The sequence below is a fragment of the Bacteroides sp. 90-K9/2 genome (assembly GCF_047310725.1).
Classification (GTDB): Bacteria; Bacteroidota; Bacteroidia; order Bacteroidales; family Bacteroidaceae; genus Bacteroides; species Bacteroides vicugnae.
In genome coordinates this window covers 108821-129126 of sequence record NZ_JBCGVL010000012.1, presented here as the reverse complement: position 1 = coordinate 129126, position 20306 = coordinate 108821, and the positions used below count along the sequence as shown (strand labels likewise).

The 20306-nt window shown below is 43.0% G+C and carries 10 protein-coding genes; 7 read left to right on the top strand and 3 right to left on the bottom strand.

Going from position 1 to position 20306, the window contains the following annotated elements:
* The gene (locus tag AAHJ11_RS20150; RefSeq protein ID WP_148365499.1) at positions 1-1797 is read right to left on the bottom strand and encodes a RagB/SusD family nutrient uptake outer membrane protein; all 1797 of its coding nucleotides are present in this window, start codon (positions 1795-1797) and stop codon (positions 1-3) included.
* A gap of 11 nt (positions 1798-1808) precedes the next feature.
* On the bottom strand, positions 1809-4934 hold the full coding sequence (locus tag AAHJ11_RS20145; RefSeq protein ID WP_148365825.1) for a SusC/RagA family TonB-linked outer membrane protein: 3126 nt from the start codon (positions 4932-4934) through the stop codon (positions 1809-1811).
* A 486-nt stretch (positions 4935-5420) separates the two neighbouring features.
* Here AAHJ11_RS20145 and AAHJ11_RS20140 point away from each other — a divergent pair, with 486 nt between their 5' ends.
* The 5 genes from AAHJ11_RS20140 (at position 5421) to lpxA (ending at position 15522) form a co-directional block, all read left to right on the top strand.
* Positions 5421-8528 (top strand): glycoside hydrolase family 2 TIM barrel-domain containing protein, encoded by a 3108-nt coding sequence (locus AAHJ11_RS20140; protein WP_148365498.1) that lies wholly within the window; start codon positions 5421-5423, stop codon positions 8526-8528.
* A gap of 181 nt (positions 8529-8709) precedes the next feature.
* Positions 8710-9885 carry an efflux RND transporter periplasmic adaptor subunit gene (locus AAHJ11_RS20135; protein WP_148365497.1) on the top strand — a complete coding sequence of 392 codons (1176 nt, stop codon included), beginning with the start codon at positions 8710-8712 and terminating at the stop codon, positions 9883-9885.
* 16 nt (positions 9886-9901) lie between these two features.
* Positions 9902-13330 carry an efflux RND transporter permease subunit gene (locus tag AAHJ11_RS20130; protein ID WP_074558191.1) on the top strand — a complete coding sequence of 1143 codons (3429 nt, stop codon included), beginning with the start codon at positions 9902-9904 and terminating at the stop codon, positions 13328-13330.
* Between the two features lie 11 nt (positions 13331-13341).
* Positions 13342-14733, top strand: coding sequence for an efflux transporter outer membrane subunit (locus AAHJ11_RS20125; RefSeq protein WP_148365496.1), 1392 nt, complete (start codon positions 13342-13344; stop codon positions 14731-14733).
* An 18-nt stretch (positions 14734-14751) separates the two neighbouring features.
* The gene (gene lpxA / locus AAHJ11_RS20120; protein WP_148365495.1) at positions 14752-15522 is read left to right on the top strand and encodes an acyl-ACP--UDP-N-acetylglucosamine O-acyltransferase; all 771 of its coding nucleotides are present in this window, start codon (positions 14752-14754) and stop codon (positions 15520-15522) included.
* Between the two features lie 132 nt (positions 15523-15654).
* On the opposite strand, the gene AAHJ11_RS20115 is transcribed toward lpxA, so the two are convergent.
* Positions 15655-16296 carry a carbohydrate-binding family 9-like protein gene (locus tag AAHJ11_RS20115; RefSeq protein WP_148365494.1) on the bottom strand — a complete coding sequence of 214 codons (642 nt, stop codon included), beginning with the start codon at positions 16294-16296 and terminating at the stop codon, positions 15655-15657.
* Positions 16297-16483: 187 nt separating this feature from the next.
* Between AAHJ11_RS20115 and AAHJ11_RS20110 the strand changes: the two genes are divergently transcribed.
* Both AAHJ11_RS20110 and AAHJ11_RS20105 read left to right on the top strand, forming a co-directional pair.
* Positions 16484-17494 carry a LacI family DNA-binding transcriptional regulator gene (locus AAHJ11_RS20110; RefSeq protein WP_148365493.1) on the top strand — a complete coding sequence of 337 codons (1011 nt, stop codon included), beginning with the start codon at positions 16484-16486 and terminating at the stop codon, positions 17492-17494.
* 125 nt (positions 17495-17619) lie between these two features.
* Complete coding sequence (locus tag AAHJ11_RS20105; RefSeq protein ID WP_148365492.1) at positions 17620-20256, top strand: family 78 glycoside hydrolase catalytic domain; 2637 nt, start codon at positions 17620-17622, stop codon at positions 20254-20256.
* Positions 20257-20306 lie beyond the last annotated feature (50 nt).

The following is a 20306-nucleotide window of genomic DNA, read 5'->3' as shown; positions in this document are numbered from 1 at the left end:
TTACCAACCCGGATTCTGAATCAATCCATATTTCTTGTTTATCTCATCTACAGGCAGAGGTAACAGGAAATACTTGTCGTTCCACTTTTCGGGTTTCGCATACTGGCGTGTTTCCGCCATTGCATGAGATACGGTATAAGAAAAGCCGCTTGGCTCACCGGCCGCTTTTTTAATAATCAGACGTGACAATTGTCCGGTAAATATATCTGAGCGTTTCCAACGTACCAGATCGAAATAACGTACTTCTTCATAGCCGAATTCAATGGCTCTTTCGCGTAATATCGCTTCACGCAACGGTTTGCCGGCCGGAACATCTGTTGCCGATATCGCAGGCATACCTGCACGCAGTCTGGTTTTATTCAAATAATCATAAGCTGTATTGCCAAACTCATCACGGACTTCCGCCTTATTCAGTTCGTTCATCGCTTCGGCCATATTCAGATAAACCTCCGGAAGGCGAATCAACGGGCAAGAATAAAACTTACCATTCACTTCGTCATTGAAGTTCCGTATGAATTTTCTCATAGCAACCCCATTGTAGCTCATTCGTCCGTCTTTATAAGGCGCTTGGGTGGCTCCTTCGTAAATCTGCACTTTCTGGGCGCCCTTAAACTTATCTCCATTCACAGCAACCGTTTCATACAAGCGGATATCTCTTCTGGGGCTTCCGTCCTTATCAAAGAAGGGAAATTTATTATGATCCGGATTGTTCCAATCGAATTCTGTTCCGTCTTTCATCTGAAACATATCGACATAGGTCAATGTAGGAGAAGCGACCCCGTAACGTACTTGGGCAAACGGAAGCTTTCCCGTAGCATAGGTGGTGAATCTTCTGGAAGAAATCAAGACTTCACCGTTATGGCGATTGAAATATCCTGCTGCAAAATCATCGCGAGGATTACCTGTATTCACCAACTGATAAGCGTCCGAGTTCTTTTTATTAGCCCGCATAAATTCTAATCCGGCATCCAACGCCTTTTGCCACCTGTCTGGTGAATAGTTGCCATACCAAGTAAGGAATTGAGACGAAGCATCTCCTTCCAAATAGGGTTTATCAGCATTAAATAAAGGACTCGCCACAAATTGAAGCACTCTGGACTTTAACGCTAAAGCAGAAGCAGCCGTCATGCGCCCGTCATTATCTGCATCAACCTGCCAAGGTAGTACAGAGGCTGCCGCATCCAGTAGTCCAACGATCTTCTGTACAGTTTCCTCCACTGTCATACGGGGAAATTTCATCGCATCTTCTGCCGTATATGCATGGTCTATCCACGGCATGCCACCATAATAACGGAGCATTTGAGAATAATGATAGGCAATGATTACTTGCGCTTCCGCTTTTCCTATCGCTTTCTCATCCGCAGTCATATCCGGCACTCTATCCACATTTTCAATGTAGATGTAGGCTCTCCGGATACCATAAATCGGTCCTACTCCTATTGTAGCACTGGCAACATCCAACCGATATGGAAGATGTTCCAGATATGTATTTGTTCCGTCCACCGTCCCTGTATAAAATTTAGGTGCCCCCTTTTTCGTCCAGTCACCCAGATCGGTAAGCATCTCCAAAACGCCATATCCCAGACGTCCTTGCATCGGCAGATAATCCGGTAAAGAATGATAAGTTTCCGCCAACGCCTGCTCAGCATATACCTTTTTGTTAAAAACAGAATCGATATTCTGTTCGTTACTTATCGGCTTATCCAGAAATTTCTCTCCAAATTTAAGGTCTTCACACCCTATCAGTGTCAATACAAAGAGAGAAAGACAGCCTATATACTTTTTATAGTTTTTCATTGTCAGCACTATTAAAAGGTTAGATTAATACCTAAATTATATATTTTAATGATAGGGTAAGAATCCGCATTATTCGGATTACATTCAGGGTCCATGATGTCAAACTTATCAAAGGTCAACAGATTATAACCGGTCAGTTTTATACCTAACTGCTGAATACCCAGCTTCTTTAACATCTTCTTATCTGTGAAGTTATATCCTATCGTCACATTCTTCAGCTTCAAATAAGAACCGTCTCGCACCCACAAAGAGGAGGAACGCATATTATAGACTGCATTTGTCTCGGTAAACCGCGGTGTAGTAGCTGTGTTTGCAGTTTCCGGCGTCCAGCGCGTATCTGCATGAAACTGCATCAAACCACGGATTTTACCATTTCCAAAAGGTTCTCTGAAAGCCCCGTCCAGCAACAAAGAGCGCTGTGCAGCACCAGTCCAGTTCATTGTCAGGAAAAAGCCTTTGTAATTAATACCATAATTCAATCCGAATGTATAGGCCGGACGAGTCGGGTTTCCAATAATAGTCTGGTCGTCGGAAGTAATTTCCTCATCACCGTTCAAATCCCGGTATTTCACATCACCCGGCTTCACAGACACACCCGGATCGGGCAGACCTGCCAACAGTTTGCCGTTCTCCCCGAAGTCCGCCTCTGTATAAAAACCGTCCGCCACATATCCGAAAAGCGTTCCGACCGGATTTCCTGTCCGCCACATATAAGGCTCATTAGGCTCAACCTCGTCTTGAAAAACAATCTTATTCTTTGAATAGGAAACATTTGCCTGAACATTATACTGAACCTGCCCGATCTTGTCATTCCACCTCACTTCTACTTCATATCCATGGTTTTTCACTTTACCCATATTTACGGCAGGTAGAATGGATGAAGTCAGCCCCGTTAATAAAGGTATTGTCTTACGATTGATAAGAATATCCTTACGTTCTTCGAGGAAATAATCCAAAGAGATTTTCAGACGGCTCTTCAAGAAATGAACGTCCAATCCATAGTTCTGTTTCAGCGCAGTTTCCCAAGTCACGTTCGGATTGCCCAGACGCTTCTCCAATGCACCCAGAATTAACGCCTTGCTGTTATAACCAAAGTTGAATCCATACTTATTGTTATTCCATCCATCTACTCCGCTCAGATTCACATCGTAAGAATCCGGCAGGAACAAGAAGCGGTTATTTCCAAGATTGTCATTTCCGACCAAGCCGACAGAAGCACGGAATTTCAGATAATCAACCACCTTCTGTTTTTTCATAAAAGCCTCTTCCGACAGAATATAACCGATAGAACCGGCAGGAAACGCACCGAATCTCTTACCCGGAGCAAAATTCTCAGAACCATTATAACCGAAGTTAACTTCTGCCATATAGCGGGATTTGTAATCATATGTCAGACGCCCTACAAAACCGATGTAAGCAGACGGTACTCCCACCCATTGGGTGGGATAGTATTTCTTGCTCTGATTGTATAAGAACAATCCCCCGACATTATGAAAACCAAATTTACGGTTATATCTCAGACTTGCTTCCAGATACCAGTCTCGTGCCCGCGAAGAAGTTTCCTCATATTGCAAGCTCTTGTTCTCTCCTTTGATCTTATAAACAATATTCTTGTTGAAATCCGGCGAATCATAACCAAGCGACGGGTCTTCCAAAGAAGACTGATAGAAAGGCATAAATTGTTCCACTTGCCCTTTACGCTTTTTGGTAAAGCCATAACTCGTATTATAAGCACCTTTTATTTCCGCCGACAGCCCTTTGGTTATGAAGTCCAACTTCTGATTCAACAGAAGGTCCAGATTCATCGTATTATTAATAGCAGTTGAGTAACCCGTCCCATAACACTTAGGCAAAGCACTGTTGCCCAGATTAATTTTATTATCAAAACGTTCTTCGGGAGTAACTATGAGTTGTCCGTCAAGTACACCCGGACTGCTGAACGGAGTTGTCTGATTAATCAGTGTCCAGATCGAATTAGTCGCATCATTAATCATCGGCTCATTCCGGTTACCTACAATGCCACCGATACCAATCTTCAACGTGGTAGTCTTAGTTACATTAAAGTCTAAATTCGCGCGATAATTGTATCTTTTGTATTTATAATTGTTATCATACCCCACTCCTTCAAACTGTTTCAGCAAGCCATTCTGATATAAGAAACCTAAAGATATAAAGTAACGTATATCTTTTGTTCCTCCGGAAATATTCAGGTTATGCTGTGTTTGCACAGACGTTTTATTTAGCAAATACTTTCTCCAGTCGATACTGGGATACATAACAGGTTCATCATTCAACCTGAACCGTTCAATTGCATAATTATCAAAAACCAAATCATTTTCGGTAGCATTTGGTTTATCATTCGTTATAATCTCGTTCCTCAAAGTAGCATACGTATAGCTGTCTGCCATTTCAAGCATGCGGGTAGGCATCTGGATACCAACCGAAGAATTCACGGAGATTTTCGCTTTGCCTTCCTTACCACGGCGTGTAGTCACCAAAATTACACCATTTGCACCACGCACACCGAACACGGCAGTAGCAGAAGCGTCTTTCAAAACCGTCACGCTCTCTATTTCATTCGGGTCCATTTGATAAAATGAACGTTCTATACCATCCACTAAAATCAAAGGAGAGGAAGCGCTTTCTGTCAAAGACCCCACTCCGCGAATAAACACCTTAGGGTCTTCCTGCCCCGGCTGACCGCTAGTCTGGACGGATGAGAGTCCTGTAATCTGGCCCGCCAGCGAATTGGCCACACTTGCATTTGGCGAACGTATCAGCGCCTCATTGTTTACAGCAGAAATAGCGCCTGTCAGAGTTTCTTTCTTTTGTGTACCATAGGCCACAACTGTAACTTCCTGAAGTTCATTTGCCGTTTCTTTTAAAATAATTTTCAGTTGTTTGCGACCATTTAATGGCACTTCTTGAGGTTCATATCCCATGAACGAAATCTGCAGAACTGCCTTTTGAAGATTGCCTACTTTTAAATGGAAAACACCATTCATGTCGGTAATAGCACCGTTAGCCGTGCCTTTTTCTTTTACATTAGCACCAATCACCTCTAAGTTAGATTCATCCAATACAGTTCCCGTCACTGTATTTTGCGCCCATACCAAGAGCGAACAACACATAAGCATTAACGTACTGATGCACCTTTTGCATCTTTTTAGTCTCGTCAGTTTGTTCATAATAATAAATTTAAGAATTTGAAATAGGTTTGTTAAAAACACTTGTCGCAAATTAAGTGAATATGACAGTTTTTAAGATACAGTTATCATACTAAAAAGATACAAAATAGTACATAACAAGAAATGTAAAGCTTTAAATCTAGCTGTATTATCCATAATATCAGGGCATCACACTAGAGAAATACAGCCTATTCATCGTTTCTTATTGATTTTACCATACTCGAAAAGTCGTTTTCAAAAAGTTAATTTACCAAGTTCTTCTCTCATCGTAAATCTATACCAACTCCACATATCATTATCAGCCTTCATTGGATAGTTCATAAATAAATTAAAATTGAACTATTGCCATACCTAATTAGACTTATTATTCTCCTTCATTAATCAAATTATTCCCTATCTTTGACTCCCGAAATTCAAACCTAATACAAAAAACCCATGAAGAAACAACTACTCTCTTGCTGCTTGGCTGCATTGGGACTGACAGCAATTCAAGCACAAAGCTTCAATGAGTGGAAAGACCCGGAAGTGAATTCCGTAAACCGCTCCGCCATGCACGCTAATTACTTTGCTTACGCATCGGCTGATGAAGCTAAAGCCGGCATCAAAGAAAATTCAATGAATTTCATGACCCTGAACGGTCCTTGGAAATTCAACTGGGTGAGACATGCAGATGCACGCCCGACTGACTTCTATCAAACTAATTTCAACGACAAAGGTTGGGACGACCTTCAGGTGCCCGGCGTTTGGGAATTGAACGGTTACGGTGATCCTATCTACGTCAACGTAGGATATGCATGGAGAAGCCAATTCAAAAACAATCCTCCGCAGGTGCCGACAGAAAACAATCATGTAGGCTCTTACCGCAAAGAAATTATCCTTCCCGCCGACTGGAAAGGCAAAGAGATTTTTGCACATTTCGGCTCGGTAACTTCCAATATGTACCTTTGGGTGAACGGACGCTACGTAGGATATAGCGAAGACAGTAAACTGGAAGCTGAATTCAACCTGACCAACTATCTGAAACCGGGTAAAAACGTGATCGCTTTCCAGGTATTCCGCTGGTGCGACGGCAGTTATCTGGAAGATCAGGACTTCTTCCGCTACTCCGGCGTAGGACGTGACTGTTATCTCTACGCACGCGACAAAAAATACATTCAGGACATTCGTATCACTCCCGATCTGGACAGCCAATATAAAGACGGTATGCTGAATATAGCCGTTGACCTGAAAGGAAGCGGCACAGTAGCTTTAAACTTGACAGATACTCAAGGCAACAGTGTAGCGACTGCCGACTTGAAGGGTTCGGGCAAATTAAATACAACCTTGTCTGTCTCTAATCCGGCTAAATGGACTGCCGAGACACCTAACCTCTACACGCTGACCGCTACACTGAAAAACGGCAATAATGTAGTAGAAGTAATCCCCGTTAAAGTAGGTTTCCGCAAGATTGAGCTGAAAGGCGGACAGATACTCGTAAACGGACAACCGGTACTCTTCAAAGGAGCCGACCGTCACGAAATGGACCCGGACGGTGGTTATGTCGTTTCTCTCGAACGTATGCTACAGGATATCAAAGTGATGAAAGAACTGAACATCAACGCTGTGCGTACCTGCCATTATCCGGACGACAACCGTTGGTATGACCTTTGTGACCAATATGGTCTGTATGTAGTGGCCGAGGCCAATGTAGAATCTCACGGAATGGGTTACGGCGATCAGACACTGGCAAAGAACCCGAGTTATGCCAAAGCTCACATGGAACGTAACCAACGCAATGTACAACGCGGATACAACCATCCGTCTATCATCTTCTGGTCACTGGGTAACGAAGCCGGCATGGGACCGAACTTTGAGAAATGCTACACTTGGATCAAGAACGAAGACAAGACGCGTGCCGTACAATACGAACAGGCAGGAACCAGCGAATTCACCGATATTTTCTGCCCAATGTATTATGACTACAACGCTTGTATCAAATATAGTGAAGGTAATATCCAGAAACCGTTAATCCAATGCGAATATGCACACGCAATGGGTAATTCGGAAGGCGGATTCAAAGAATACTGGGACATCATCCGTAAATATCCGAAATATCAGGGTGGATTTATTTGGGACTTCGTAGATCAATCCTGCCACTGGAAAAATAAAGACGGAGTGAGTATCTATGGTTATGGCGGCGATTTCAACAAATACGACGCTTCGGACAATAACTTCAACGACAACGGCTTAATCAGCCCCGACCGCGTGCCTAATCCACATGCTTATGAAGTTGCTTATTTCTATCAGGATATATGGACTACTCCTGCGGATCTTGCCAAAGGTGAAATCAATATTTTCAATGAGAACTTCTTCCGCGACCTCTCTGCATACTATATGGAATGGCAATTACTGGCAAACGGGGAAGTAGTGCAAACAGGCATCGTGCCCGACCTGAAAGTTGCGCCCCAGCAAACCGTCAAAGTGCAAATTCCGTTTGACGTGAAGAATATCTGCCCTTGCAAGGAATTATTGCTCAATGTGAGCTACAAACTGAAAGCTGCCGAAACACTGCTGCCGGCAGGAACGACTATCGCTTACGACCAGTTAAGCATCCGCGACTACAAAGCACCGGAACTGAAACTGGAAAACCAACAGGCTTCCAACGTTCCGGTTATCGTACCCGATATTTTGGATAACGACCGCAATTACCTGATCGTGAAAGGTGAGAACTTCTCCATGGATTTCAACAAACAGGACGGTTACCTCTGCCGTTACGACGTCAACGGTATGCAAATGATGGAAGACGGCAGCACACTGACTCCTAACTTCTGGCGTGCACCGACCGACAATGATTTCGGAGCCGGACTGCAACACAAATACGCTGCATGGAAGAATCCGGAACTGAAACTGACTTCTCTGAAACACGCGATTGAAAACGATCAGGCAGTGGTTCGTGCTGAATATGACATGAAGTCGATAGGTGGAACATTGTCGCTGACTTATACCATTAATAATAAAGGTGCAGTGAAGGTTACTCAAAAGATGGTGGCAGACAAGAGCAAGAAGGTTTCTGAAATGTTCCGCTTCGGTATGCAAATGCGTATGCCTGTCAACTTCAACGAGGTAGAATACTACGGCCGTGGTCCGGGAGAGAACTATGCCGACCGTAACCACGGAGCCATGTTGGGCAAATACCGCCAAACGGTAGAAGAACAATTCTATCCTTACATCCGCCCGCAGGAAACCGGAACAAAAACGGACATCCGTTGGTGGAGACTTCTGAATATCAGCGGCAACGGACTACAATTCGTATCGGATGCTCCTTTCTCTGCTTCTGCACTGAATTATACCATCGAATCATTGGATGACGGTGACGGTAAAGACCAGCGTCACTCACCGGAAGTAGAAAAGGCGGACTTCACCAATTTCTGTATCGACAAGGCGCAAGCAGGTCTTGCCTGTGTCAACAGTTGGGGAGCTATACCACTGGAAAAATACCGTCTTCCTTACCAAGATTATGAGTTAAGTTTTATTATGACTCCTGTATATCATAAACTAAAGTAAAAAACATAGTTAAAAAACACGGTATCAGAGAACAAGAATACCGAATTTAAAGTACTTTTGCAGCCGGAAACTAATTTGCCTAAATTAGTTTCCGGCTTTTCTTCCTTAAAACCCTTGACTATATGAATGAACAGCACACTGGGAACAAACGCATTAAATTAAAAAACAGATATTTATAAGTATGAAAAGTAGAATTGTTTTATTTGCATTTTGCGTAGCCCTCTTGTCTAGTTGTGGCAATAAGGGCAATGGAACAGGAAAGGTTCCTGAATATGCAGTACAAGAGTTACAAAAGACGACTGCCAATTTAACAACTGCCTATCCGGCTACAATCAAAGGTAAACAAGACGTAGAAATCCGTCCGCAGGTATCGGGTTTCATCACGAAACTATGCGTGGATGAAGGAGCAACTGTCCGTAAGGGACAAGTATTGTTCATTGTTGATCCTACACAATACGAAGCTGCAGTGCGCACAGCAAAAGCTGCCGTTGCTACAGCCGAAGCTGCTGTCAGCACTCAACAAATGACGGTAGACAATAAGCGTGAGCTTAACAAGAAGAACATCATCAGTGACTACGACTTGTCAATGGCAGAAAATACGCTGGCGCAATCACAGGCACAACTGGCACAAGCAAAAGCACAGCTTACCACTGCACAGCAGAATCTCTCTTTCACCCAAGTGAAGAGTCCTTCTGACGGTGTAATCAACGATATTCCGTATCGTCTGGGAGCATTGGTAAGCCCTTCCATCTCTACTCCGATGACTACTGTTTCTGAAATTGATGAAGTATATGTATATTTCTCCATGACAGAAAAAGAGCTGTTGGCCATGACTAAAACCGGAGGTACTATCAAAGAAGAAATCAGCAAAATTCCAGCTATCAAATTGCAGCTGATCGACGGTACAGAGTACAGCATCGAGGGTAAAGTAGACGCAATTACAGGAGTGATCGACCAGTCAACCGGTTCGGTAAGTATGCGTGCCCTTTTCCCGAACAAAGAACACATCTTACGCAGTGGCGGAACAGCAAACGTACTGATTCCTTACACGATGGAAAATGTGATTACGATACCGCAATCAGCAACAGTAGAAATTCAGGATAAGAAGTTCGTTTACGTTTTGCAACCGGATAACACGGTGAAATATACAGAAATCAAGATCTTCAATCTAGACAACGGAAAAGAATATCTCGTAACTTCAGGTCTGAATCCTGGAGATAAAATTGTAATCGAAGGCGTGCAGAGTCTGAAAGATGGCCAGAGCATACAGCCTATCACACCTGCTCAAAAAGAAGCGAACTATCAACAGCATTTGAAAGACCAGCACGATGGTAATTTAGCTACAGCTTTCAATTAATAATTTAGATAATCGTATGAAGTTAGATAAATTTATTAACCGTCCGGTACTATCAACGGTTATTTCTATTTTGATAGTCATTCTGGGTGCTATCGGACTGGCAACACTGCCAATCACCCAGTATCCGGACATTGCGCCTCCTACCGTATCGGTAAGGGCCACTTATACGGGTGCCAGCGCGTCGACCGTATTGAATTCCGTGATTGCCCCGCTAGAGGAACAAATCAATGGTGTGGAAAATATGATGTATATGACCTCCAACGCATCCAACACCGGTGCAGGTGATATATCCATCTATTTTAAACAGGGAACAGACCCAGATATGGCTGCCGTTAACGTGCAGAACCGTGTTTCTATGGCACAGGGATTACTGCCTGCCGAAGTAACCAAAGTCGGTGTGACAACTCAGAAACGCCAGACTTCCATGCTAGTGGTGTTCTCTCTTTACGACGAAAGTGATACATATACAGAATCATTTATCGAAAACTATGCTAAGATCAACCTGATTCCGCAAGTTCAGCGTGTACCGGGTGTGGGTGATGCCTCTGTGATGGGACAGGACTACTCTATGCGTATCTGGCTACGTCCGGACGTAATGGCGCAATACAAGCTGGTTCCGGGCGACGTATCCGCAGCCTTGGCAGAACAGAACGTGGAAGCTGCTCCGGGACAATTCGGTGAACGCAGCAACCAGACTTTCCAATATACCATCCGCTACAAAGGACGTCTGCAACAACCGGAGGAATTCGAAAATATCGTCATCAAATCTTTGCCCGACGGTGAAGTGCTTCGCCTGAACGATATTGCAGAAATCCAACTGGACCGTTTGGGATACAACTTTACCAACCGTGTAAACGGACATAAGGCTGTAACCTGTATCGTTTATCAGATGGCAGGAACAAATGCGACACAAACCATCAGCGACATTCAGGTGTTGCTGGATGAAGCGTCCAAATCACTGCCTGCCGGTTTGAAGATAAACGTATCCATGAATGCCAACGACTTCTTGTTCGCTTCTATCCATGAGGTATTGAAAACATTGATCGAGGCATTTATCCTGGTATTTATCGTAGTATATATCTTCCTGCAGGACTTACGTTCTACATTGATTCCGACCATTGCCATCCCGGTAGCTCTTATCGGTACATTCTTTATCCTGTCCTTAGTAGGATTCAGTTTGAACTTGCTGACGTTATGTGCGCTTGTACTCGCCATCGCCATTGTGGTCGATGACGCCATTGTGGTCGTCGAGGGTGTACACGCCAAGCTAGACCAAGGCTATACTTCCGCCCGTCTGGCTTCCATCGACGCAATGAACGAATTGGGCGGTGCTATCGTATCCATTACACTGGTCATGATGGCCGTATTTATCCCGGTAAGTTTCATGGGTGGAACGGCGGGAACATTCTATCGCCAATTTGGTATGACTATGGCCATCGCCATCGGTCTGTCCGCTCTGAACGCTTTGACATTAAGCCCCGCCTTGTGTGCCGTTCTTCTGAAACCGCACAAGCAGGAAGGTTCCGAAGAAGTTCCTCCATTGAAGGAGCGTATGAAAACAGCCTACAAGACGGCTCATACAACAATGATAAACAGATATACCGAAGCAATCGGAAAGATGTTGCATCCGGGAATCACACTCACATTCACACTTGTTGCCATTCTCGGTATGATTTTCGGATTCTTCAGTATCAATCCGGTGATTACCGCCATCCTCATACTTCTTAGTATTTTGGCACTAATCGGAATGAGCACGAATAAATTCAAGAACAGATTCAACGATACCTATGAATCTATCCTGAAACGATATAAAAAGCACGTACTGTTCTTCATCCAGAAGAAATGGTTGTCCATGGGGTTGGTCGTTGCTTCTATTGTATTGCTTATGTTCTTCATGAACACCACTCCGACAGGTATGGTGCCCAACGAAGATACCGGTACACTGATGGGAGCTGTGACTTTGCCGCCGGGCACGTCACAAGACCGCTCGGAAGAGATTCTGGCACGTGTAGACAGCCTGATTGCCGCTGATCCGGCCGTATCTTCGCGCACATTGATTTCCGGTTTCAGTTTCATCGGTGGACAGGGACCGTCCTACGGTTCTTTCATCATCAAACTGAAAGATTGGGATGAACGTTCGATGATACAAAACTCTGACGTTGTGGTGGGGTCCTTATATATGCGTGCACAGAAGATCATCAAGGAAGCACAGGTGTTGTTCTTTGCTCCGCCGATGATCCCGGGTTATTCAGCATCTACGGATATTGAGGTGAATATGCAGGATAAGACGGGCGGTGACTTGAACAAGTTCTTCGATGTAGTCAACGACTATACCGCCGCACTGGAAGCCCGCCCTGAAATCAATTCTGCCAAAACAACGTTCAACCCGAACTTCCCGCAATATATGATTGATATTGACGCGGCAGCTTGTAAGAAGGCAGGCATCAGCCCGAGCGACATCCTTACCACTATGCAAGGATATTATGGTGGTCTGTATGCATCCAACTTCAACCGTTTTGGTAAGATGTATCGTGTAATGATTCAGTCGGACCCGTTATCACGTAAGAATCTGGAATCTTTGAAGAATATCAAGGTTCGTAACAGTGCCGGTGAAATGGCTCCTATCTCTCAATTCATTACGATTGATAAAGTGTATGGCCCGGATATCATCAGCCGCTTCAACCTTTACACTTCCATGAAAGTGATGGTGGCTCCTGCCAGTGGTTATACATCCGGACAGGCATTGGCTGCGCTGGCAGAAGTAGCCAAGCAGAATCTTCCGACCGGTTACACCTACGAGTTGGGTGGTATGGCGCGTGAAGAAGCTCAGAGCAGTGGAAGCGCTACCGGATTGATTTTCATCCTCTGCTTCGTATTCGTTTATCTGTTGCTGAGTGCACAATACGAAAGTTACATACTTCCGTTAGCCGTATTATTGTCCGTTCCGTTCGGTCTGCTAGGCAGCTTCCTGTTTGTGAACGGAGTAAGTGCTATCGGTAATATCTCGATGTTGAAGATGATTCTGGGGACAATGTCCAACAATATCTATATGCAGATTGCGTTGATCATGTTGATGGGTCTGTTGGCGAAAAATGCCATCCTGATTGTAGAGTTCGCCCTTGACCGCCGCAAGATGGGTATGAGTATCACATGGGCAGCCGTATTGGGCGCCGGTGCCCGTCTCCGCCCGATCCTGATGACATCATTGGCAATGGTAGTCGGATTGCTTCCGTTGATGTTTGCCTTTGGTGTAGGTGCTCACGGTAACCGTACACTGGGTACTGCTTCTATCGGTGGTATGTTGATCGGTATGATTTGCCAGATTTTCATCGTTCCTGCCTTGTTCGTAATCTTCCAATATCTGCAAGAGAAAGTAAAACCGATGGAATGGGAAGATATTGACAATACAGATGCTGTAACAGAGATTGAACAATACGCTAAATAATGAAATTCGATATGAAGAAACAGATTCTATATATGTTGTGTGCAACTGCTCTCTTGAGCAGCTGCCACATCTATAAGTCGTATGACAGACCCGAAGATATCACCACTTCCGGCCTGTATCGCGATCCGGTAGCGAATAATGATACACTGGTTTCGGATACAGCCAACTTCGGTAATCTGCCGTGGAGAGAAGTCTTCACCGACCCGCAACTCCAGTCTCTCATCGAAGCGGGACTGAAACAAAACACTGACCTCTTGTCGGCCGCTCAGAATGTGAAAGCAGCAGAAGCATCCCTGATGTCTGCACGTCTGGCTTATGCTCCGTCACTGGGGTTATCACCGCAAGGAACAATCAGTAGTTTTGATAAAAACGCAGCAACAAAAACGTACTCATTGCCCGTTACAGCTAGCTGGCAGATCGACTTGTTCGGTCAGTTGCTCAACTCCAAACGAAATGCACAAGTTACTCTGAAGCAAGTGAAAGCTTACCGTCAGGCTGTGCAGACACAGGTTGTCTCCAACATCGCCAATATGTATTATACATTAATGATGTTAGACCGCCAGCTGGAAATAACCAAAGCCACAGCTGAAATTCTGAAACAGAATGCCGAAACAATGGAAGCGATGAAAAACTCTGCTATGTACAATATCAATTCGGCCGGTGTAGAACAGAGCAAGGCTGCTTACGCGCAGGTACTTGCCACTATTCCGGACATTGAACAAAGCATACGTGAGACGGAAAATGCCCTGTCTACTTTCTTGGGCGAAGCTCCGCACGCCATCAAACGTGGCGTATTGGAGGCACAAGTACTTCCGACGGAACTTTCCGCAGGTGTACCTATCCAGTTGCTATCCAACCGTCCGGACGTAAAAGCTGCTGAAATGTCATTGGCAAGCTGCTATTACAATACTAATTCGGCACGTGCCGCATTCTATCCGCAAATCACGCTTAGCGGCTCTGCCGGATGGACCAACAGTGCCGGTAGCGCAATTATCAATCCGGGAAAGCTGTTGGCTTCCGCCATTGGTTCACTTACGCAGCCTCTATTCTACCGGGGACAGAACATTGCCCGGCTGAAAGCAGCGAAAGCACAGGAGGAACAAGCTAAACTATCCTTCCAACAAACACTTCTGAATGCCGGAAGTGAGGTCAGCAATGCGTTAAGTTTATACCAAAAGACCAGTGAAAAAGTAGAATCACGCCAAATGCAGGTAGAATCTGCAAAGAAAGCTTCGGAAGATACAAAAGAATTGTTTAACTTAGGGACCTCAACCTATCTGGAAGTACTGTCAGCACAACAGTCTTACCTGAGTGCACAAATCTCTCAGGTTTCCGATTGCTTTGATCAGATGCAGGCCGTAGTAAGCCTTTACCAGGCATTGGGTGGTGGAAGAGAAGAATAACTTTAAACATATACTATTATGATTAGTCCGTTAGCTTATGTAGACCCTGAAGCAAAGTTAGGCAAGAACGTAACAGTCCAGCCTTTTGCCTACATTGAAAAGAATGTGGAAATCGGAGATGACTGTGTCATCATGTCCTACGCCAGTATCCTGAAAGGTACTAGAATGGGAAAAGGAAACAAGGTACATCAGAACGCTGTTTTGGGAGCGGAACCGCAAGATTTCCACTATACAGGAGAAGACAGTAGCCTGATTATCGGTGACAACAACGATATTCGTGAGAATGTAGTAATCAGCCGCGCTACGTTTGCCGGTAATGCTACCAAAATTGGAAACGGAAACTACCTGATGGATAAAGTACATCTCTGCCATGATGTACAAATCAGCAATAACTGTGTAGTAGGTATAGGTACTACCATCGCAGGAGAATGTACGTTAGATGACTGCGTTATTCTAAGCGGTAATGTAACCCTGCACCAATATTGTCACATAGGTAGCTGGACACTGGTACAAAGTGGGTGCCGTATATCCAAGGATGTACCTCCCTATGTTATTATGTCCGGAAATCCTGTAGCATATCACGGTGTGAACGCTGTAGTTCTTTCCCAACATCACAATACATCAGAAAGAATCCTCCGCCACATCGCCAATGCATACCGTTTGATTTATCAGGGTAATTTCAGTGTTCAGGATGCTGTACAAAAGATTGTCGATCAGGTTCCTATGAGTGAAGAGATCGAGAACATTGTAAATTTCGTAAAGAGCTCGGAAAGAGGGATTGTGAAATAGACAAAAGAACTTACTATAAAGAAAGGGTGATGCTCAAAGAAAAGCGTCACCCTTCTTATTTATAGATGGATGACGCTTTTATAGGTAGATGATGCTCTGGTGATTTATCTTTCAATCCAGAGATTCAATTCATTATTCAAATTCCAAAGTACCGAAGAAATCAGGACGGTGAAAATCCGGCTGTTGAATCTCTATCGGATTCCATGAAAGGAAATGAGGAGTCTGCAATTCATCTCCACACTTATAGAAATTAGCTTTTATCTCCTTTTCATCAAGCGAATCGATCTGATGCTTAAAGAACACAGAATACGGAATAATAAGAGCCACTTCCCAATCCGTTTCACCGATACGTTCTGCAAAAGGCTGATTACCCAAACTAGACCAGCGTTGTACAAGAGCAGTCACTTCTTTCGGTGCATGTTCCCGGTTGTTACGGACAGGACCTGCACCCACCAAGATCGTTCCGATGCAATTGCATTCTATATTATAATAGATCCCGTCACCTGCTGGTATAGAAAAGAATTCCACGCAGGAGTCAGTCCATACAGAACCATTATCCTCCCCGTACTTGGCACGCACACTCTCCTCTTTCACTTTAAAATGTAGTAAAATTGAGTTCTGTGTGTGAGCAATTCGAAAATTCACTTTAGGTTTGTAAGGATATTCAGCCCAATTGACACACTGGATCGGCTGAAAATCTATTTTCTCTTCATCGAATAATTTAGGAAGCGAACAAGCCTCCACGTTAGCCGCACTAATTTTCTTTACTTTCATATATCTTTCGTTTGAATGATACAAATATAGTTACTTTCTTTGGTTTACGCCTTATTTCCATGTTATTTTTAAACTGCAAATTATCCTATCATATTGCAATTATTAGTTAAATATATATCAAATATTATATAATGAGATATTTTTTTATATATTTGCCGTCACTTAACCGATTAAACAAATACTATTTATGAAAACATCCCTTAAAGACATAGCAGAAACCTTAAAATTATCCAAGACTACAGTCTCTTGGGTACTTTCTGGTAAAGGGGATGAAAAAGGCATTAGTCTCGCTACACAGGAAAAAGTCTTTCAATGTGCCAAGCAACTGAATTACCAACCAAACTTATTGGCCAGAAGTCTGAATACAGGCATATCAGGCACTATCGGACTAATTATACCAGACATTACAGACTCCTTCTATTCCAAAGTTGCCCGTTCTATAGAAATGGAAGCAGAAGCACAAGGCTATTCATTAATGATTTGTAGTTCCGAATCAGAAATAGAAAGAGAAAACAGGATGATTCGATTGTTCAAAGCGAAACAAGTGGACGGGATTATAGTAGCCCCCACAAAAGTTTCCAAAATTGAAATACAGAATCTAGTCAAAGAAGGCTATCCTCTAGTCTTATTCGACCGCTACTTTCCCGAAATGCAGACAAACTATATCATTATTGACAACGAAGGAAGCAGCTACGAACTGGTTAAAAGAATGATTGACAATGGAGCATCCAAGATAGCTATTATCACGACTAATCCCCATCTCCGCACAATGAATATGAGGCGAGAAGGATATGCCAGAGCTTTAATCGAGGCCAATCTACCCGTTGATCCTGATTTATACGGAGAAGTGACTTTTGTGGATTATGAAGAGAATGTTTTCAAGGCACTGGATCAGATCTTCGGCAAAGTACCTGATGTAGATGGTTTCTTTTTCACAACACACATTCTAGCTTTGGAAGCATTCCGCTACTTTTATGAAAAAGGAATCAATATAAATAATGGATATGAACTAGCTTGTATTCATGGAGTATCCGCATTCCGTGTCTTAGCCCCCAATATGAACATTGCAAGGATGCCAATAGAAGAGATTGGGAAAAATGCAGTAAGGATTCTACTTGGCGATATTAAGTATCGCCTTGAAAATTCCAATGGCAAGAAAGAAGTAGAAACACTTGTCCTGCCGTGTTCATTACCTTAATCGTCATTTTATATTTTTTCCCTGATTACTTAACCGGTTTAGTGAAAATAAATAATGATATTAAATTAACAGATGTAACAAAAGAGAAAAACACTCCTTGATTATTAACAAAAAGAAACAGGATTATGAAGTTCCAAACTAAAAATGAAAAATACATGCTGGCTCTATTAGGACTACTAGTATGGGCATGTAACAGCAACAATATTGATATTGAAAATATGCGATGTGAATACCAAGTCGCTCCGCTCGGTATTGATTCACCAGCCCCGCGTTTTACCTGGAATTACACAACCAATAATAAAGATGGAAAAGAGTTTTCTCAAGACAGTTATCAGCTATATATAGCCACTCGGGAACAAGACTTGGGAAAAACATCCGATAATAGCTGGCAATCTGACACAATTTACTCTAATACTCCTCATGCGATCTATCAAGGACCAGAAAAACTAAAATCCAGAACTCGTTATTATTGGCAAGTAATAGCATGGGATAAAACAAAGAGACATAAGATTACCTCTCCGATATCCAGTTTTGAAACAGCTCAACTCAATCAAAGTGACTGGACAGGAGCATGGATTACTGATAATCATGATAAAGATTATATGCCAGCACCCATGTTGCGCAAGTCATTTATCGCTCAAGATGAGATACGGCAAGCAAGATTATATGTAAGTGCCGCTGCATACTATAAAATGACATTGAATGGTGAATCAGTAACATCTTCACATCTCAATCCGGGTTTCACTCATTATGATAAAAGAAATCTGTATAACACATACGATGTAACTCCCCTACTGCTTAAAGGAGAAAACGTACTATCTGCAGTGCTTGGAAACGGATTTTATAATGAAGCAGCTCCTGTAGCAACATGGAGCTATGAGCAAGCCCGCTGGCGTAACCGCTCAAGAATGATCTGCGAAATGGAGATATTATATAAAAATGGAGAAAAGCAAACTATCCACTCAGATTCTACTTGGAAAGCGACTACCGGTCCTTATATACAAAACAATATTTATAGTGGCGATACGTATGATGCGCGTCTTGCAATTGCCGGATGGAATAAACCGGGTTTTGATGACTCTAAATGGACAAATGCAATTCAGGTAGCTGCCCCTTCTCCCCTACTAGTATCACAAAACATGCCTGCCATTGAAACGGAACAATTTATCACTCCAATCAATATGCGTTCTTTTGGTGATACAGTCTATGTATACGATTTTGGAGTTAATATGTCAGGCGTCTGTACTCTTTCTGTTAATGGCGAGAAAGGCACTAAAGTCAGTATGCAACACGGCGAATTGCTAAAAAATAACGGACGCTTGGAAATACGCAACTTAGATATTTACTACAAACCACTACCTGGCCTCGCTTTTCAAACAGACACTTATATATTGGACGGAAAACAAGGTACATTCACTCCAGATTTTACATACCATGGATTTCAATATGTAGAAGTTCGTTCAGACCGTCCTGTGAAACTTACCAAAGAGAGCTTAACCGCACAATTCATACATACGGCTGTTCCTCCTGTTGGCAAATTCAGTTGTTCAAATGAACTATTAAATAAAATATGGAAAGCTGCTAATCAATCATACTTATCAAATCTGATGAGTATCCCGACTGACTGTCCCCAACGAGAGAAAAATGGATGGACTGCCGATGCACACATAACAATGGATTTAGGATTATTAAACTTCGATGGCATTACTTTCTATGAAAAATGGCTGGATGATATGATTGATAATCAAAATGAAGAAGGACGTATATCGGGAATCATTCCGAGTTCCGGATGGGGCTATGATGACTGGATAGGTCCTGTATGGGATGCTGCCATGTTTATCGTACCTATGGCAATTTACCACTATTATGGAGATACAAGAAGCATCGAAAAACTATGGCCTGTATGTACTAAATACCTTAATTACCTTGCAGGACGCGAAGATGTGGAAGGAACTGTAACTTACGGAATTGGTGACTGGGTATTCCATAAGACACAAACCCCTACAGAATTCACCACTACCTGTTATTATTATTTAGACAATCTGTATATGGCTAAATTTGCAGAGCTCATAGGAAAAGATGGCAGTAGTTATGCAAAGAAAGCAGAAGAATTGAAATTGCTTATCAATCACAAATACTTCGATACATCCAAAGCTATTTATGCCAATGGATCGCAAGCGGCACAAGGAGTCGCCTTATACCTTGGAATCGTTCCTAAAGAATACGAACAGCAGGTTGCAGATAATCTTTCTACAATGATAAAAGCCAATAATAATCTGCTCGATTTTGGAGTTTTAGGCAGTAAAACAGTCCTGCGGATGCTTTCCAAATATGGATATGCTGACTTAGCATACCAGATGGCCACACAAGAAGAAGCTCCATCTTGGGGTAACTGGATAAAACAAGGTTTCACTACACTGGCAGAAACATGGATACTTTCACCGGAGTTTAGAGACGCCTCTGTAAATCACATGTTTCTTGGAGACATTAATGCATGGATGTACAATGTATTGGCAGGCATTAATTATGATGAACAGGAACCCGGATTCAAACATATTCTTATCCAACCTCATTTCGTAAAAGGTCTTGACTGGGTAAAAGCCGAATATAAATCTGTAAATGGAATCATCCGTTCTGAATGGGAACGTAAAGAAGAACAGGTGATTCTCAAAGTCACGATCCCAGTCAATACGAATGCAACAATAGAATGTAATGGTAGAAAGATAGATTTAGGGTCAGGAGAACATCAACTCACGTTTTAATGGAAATAAAAGAAAGGAGGTTTTAATACAGATATACACAAAGAAGTAAA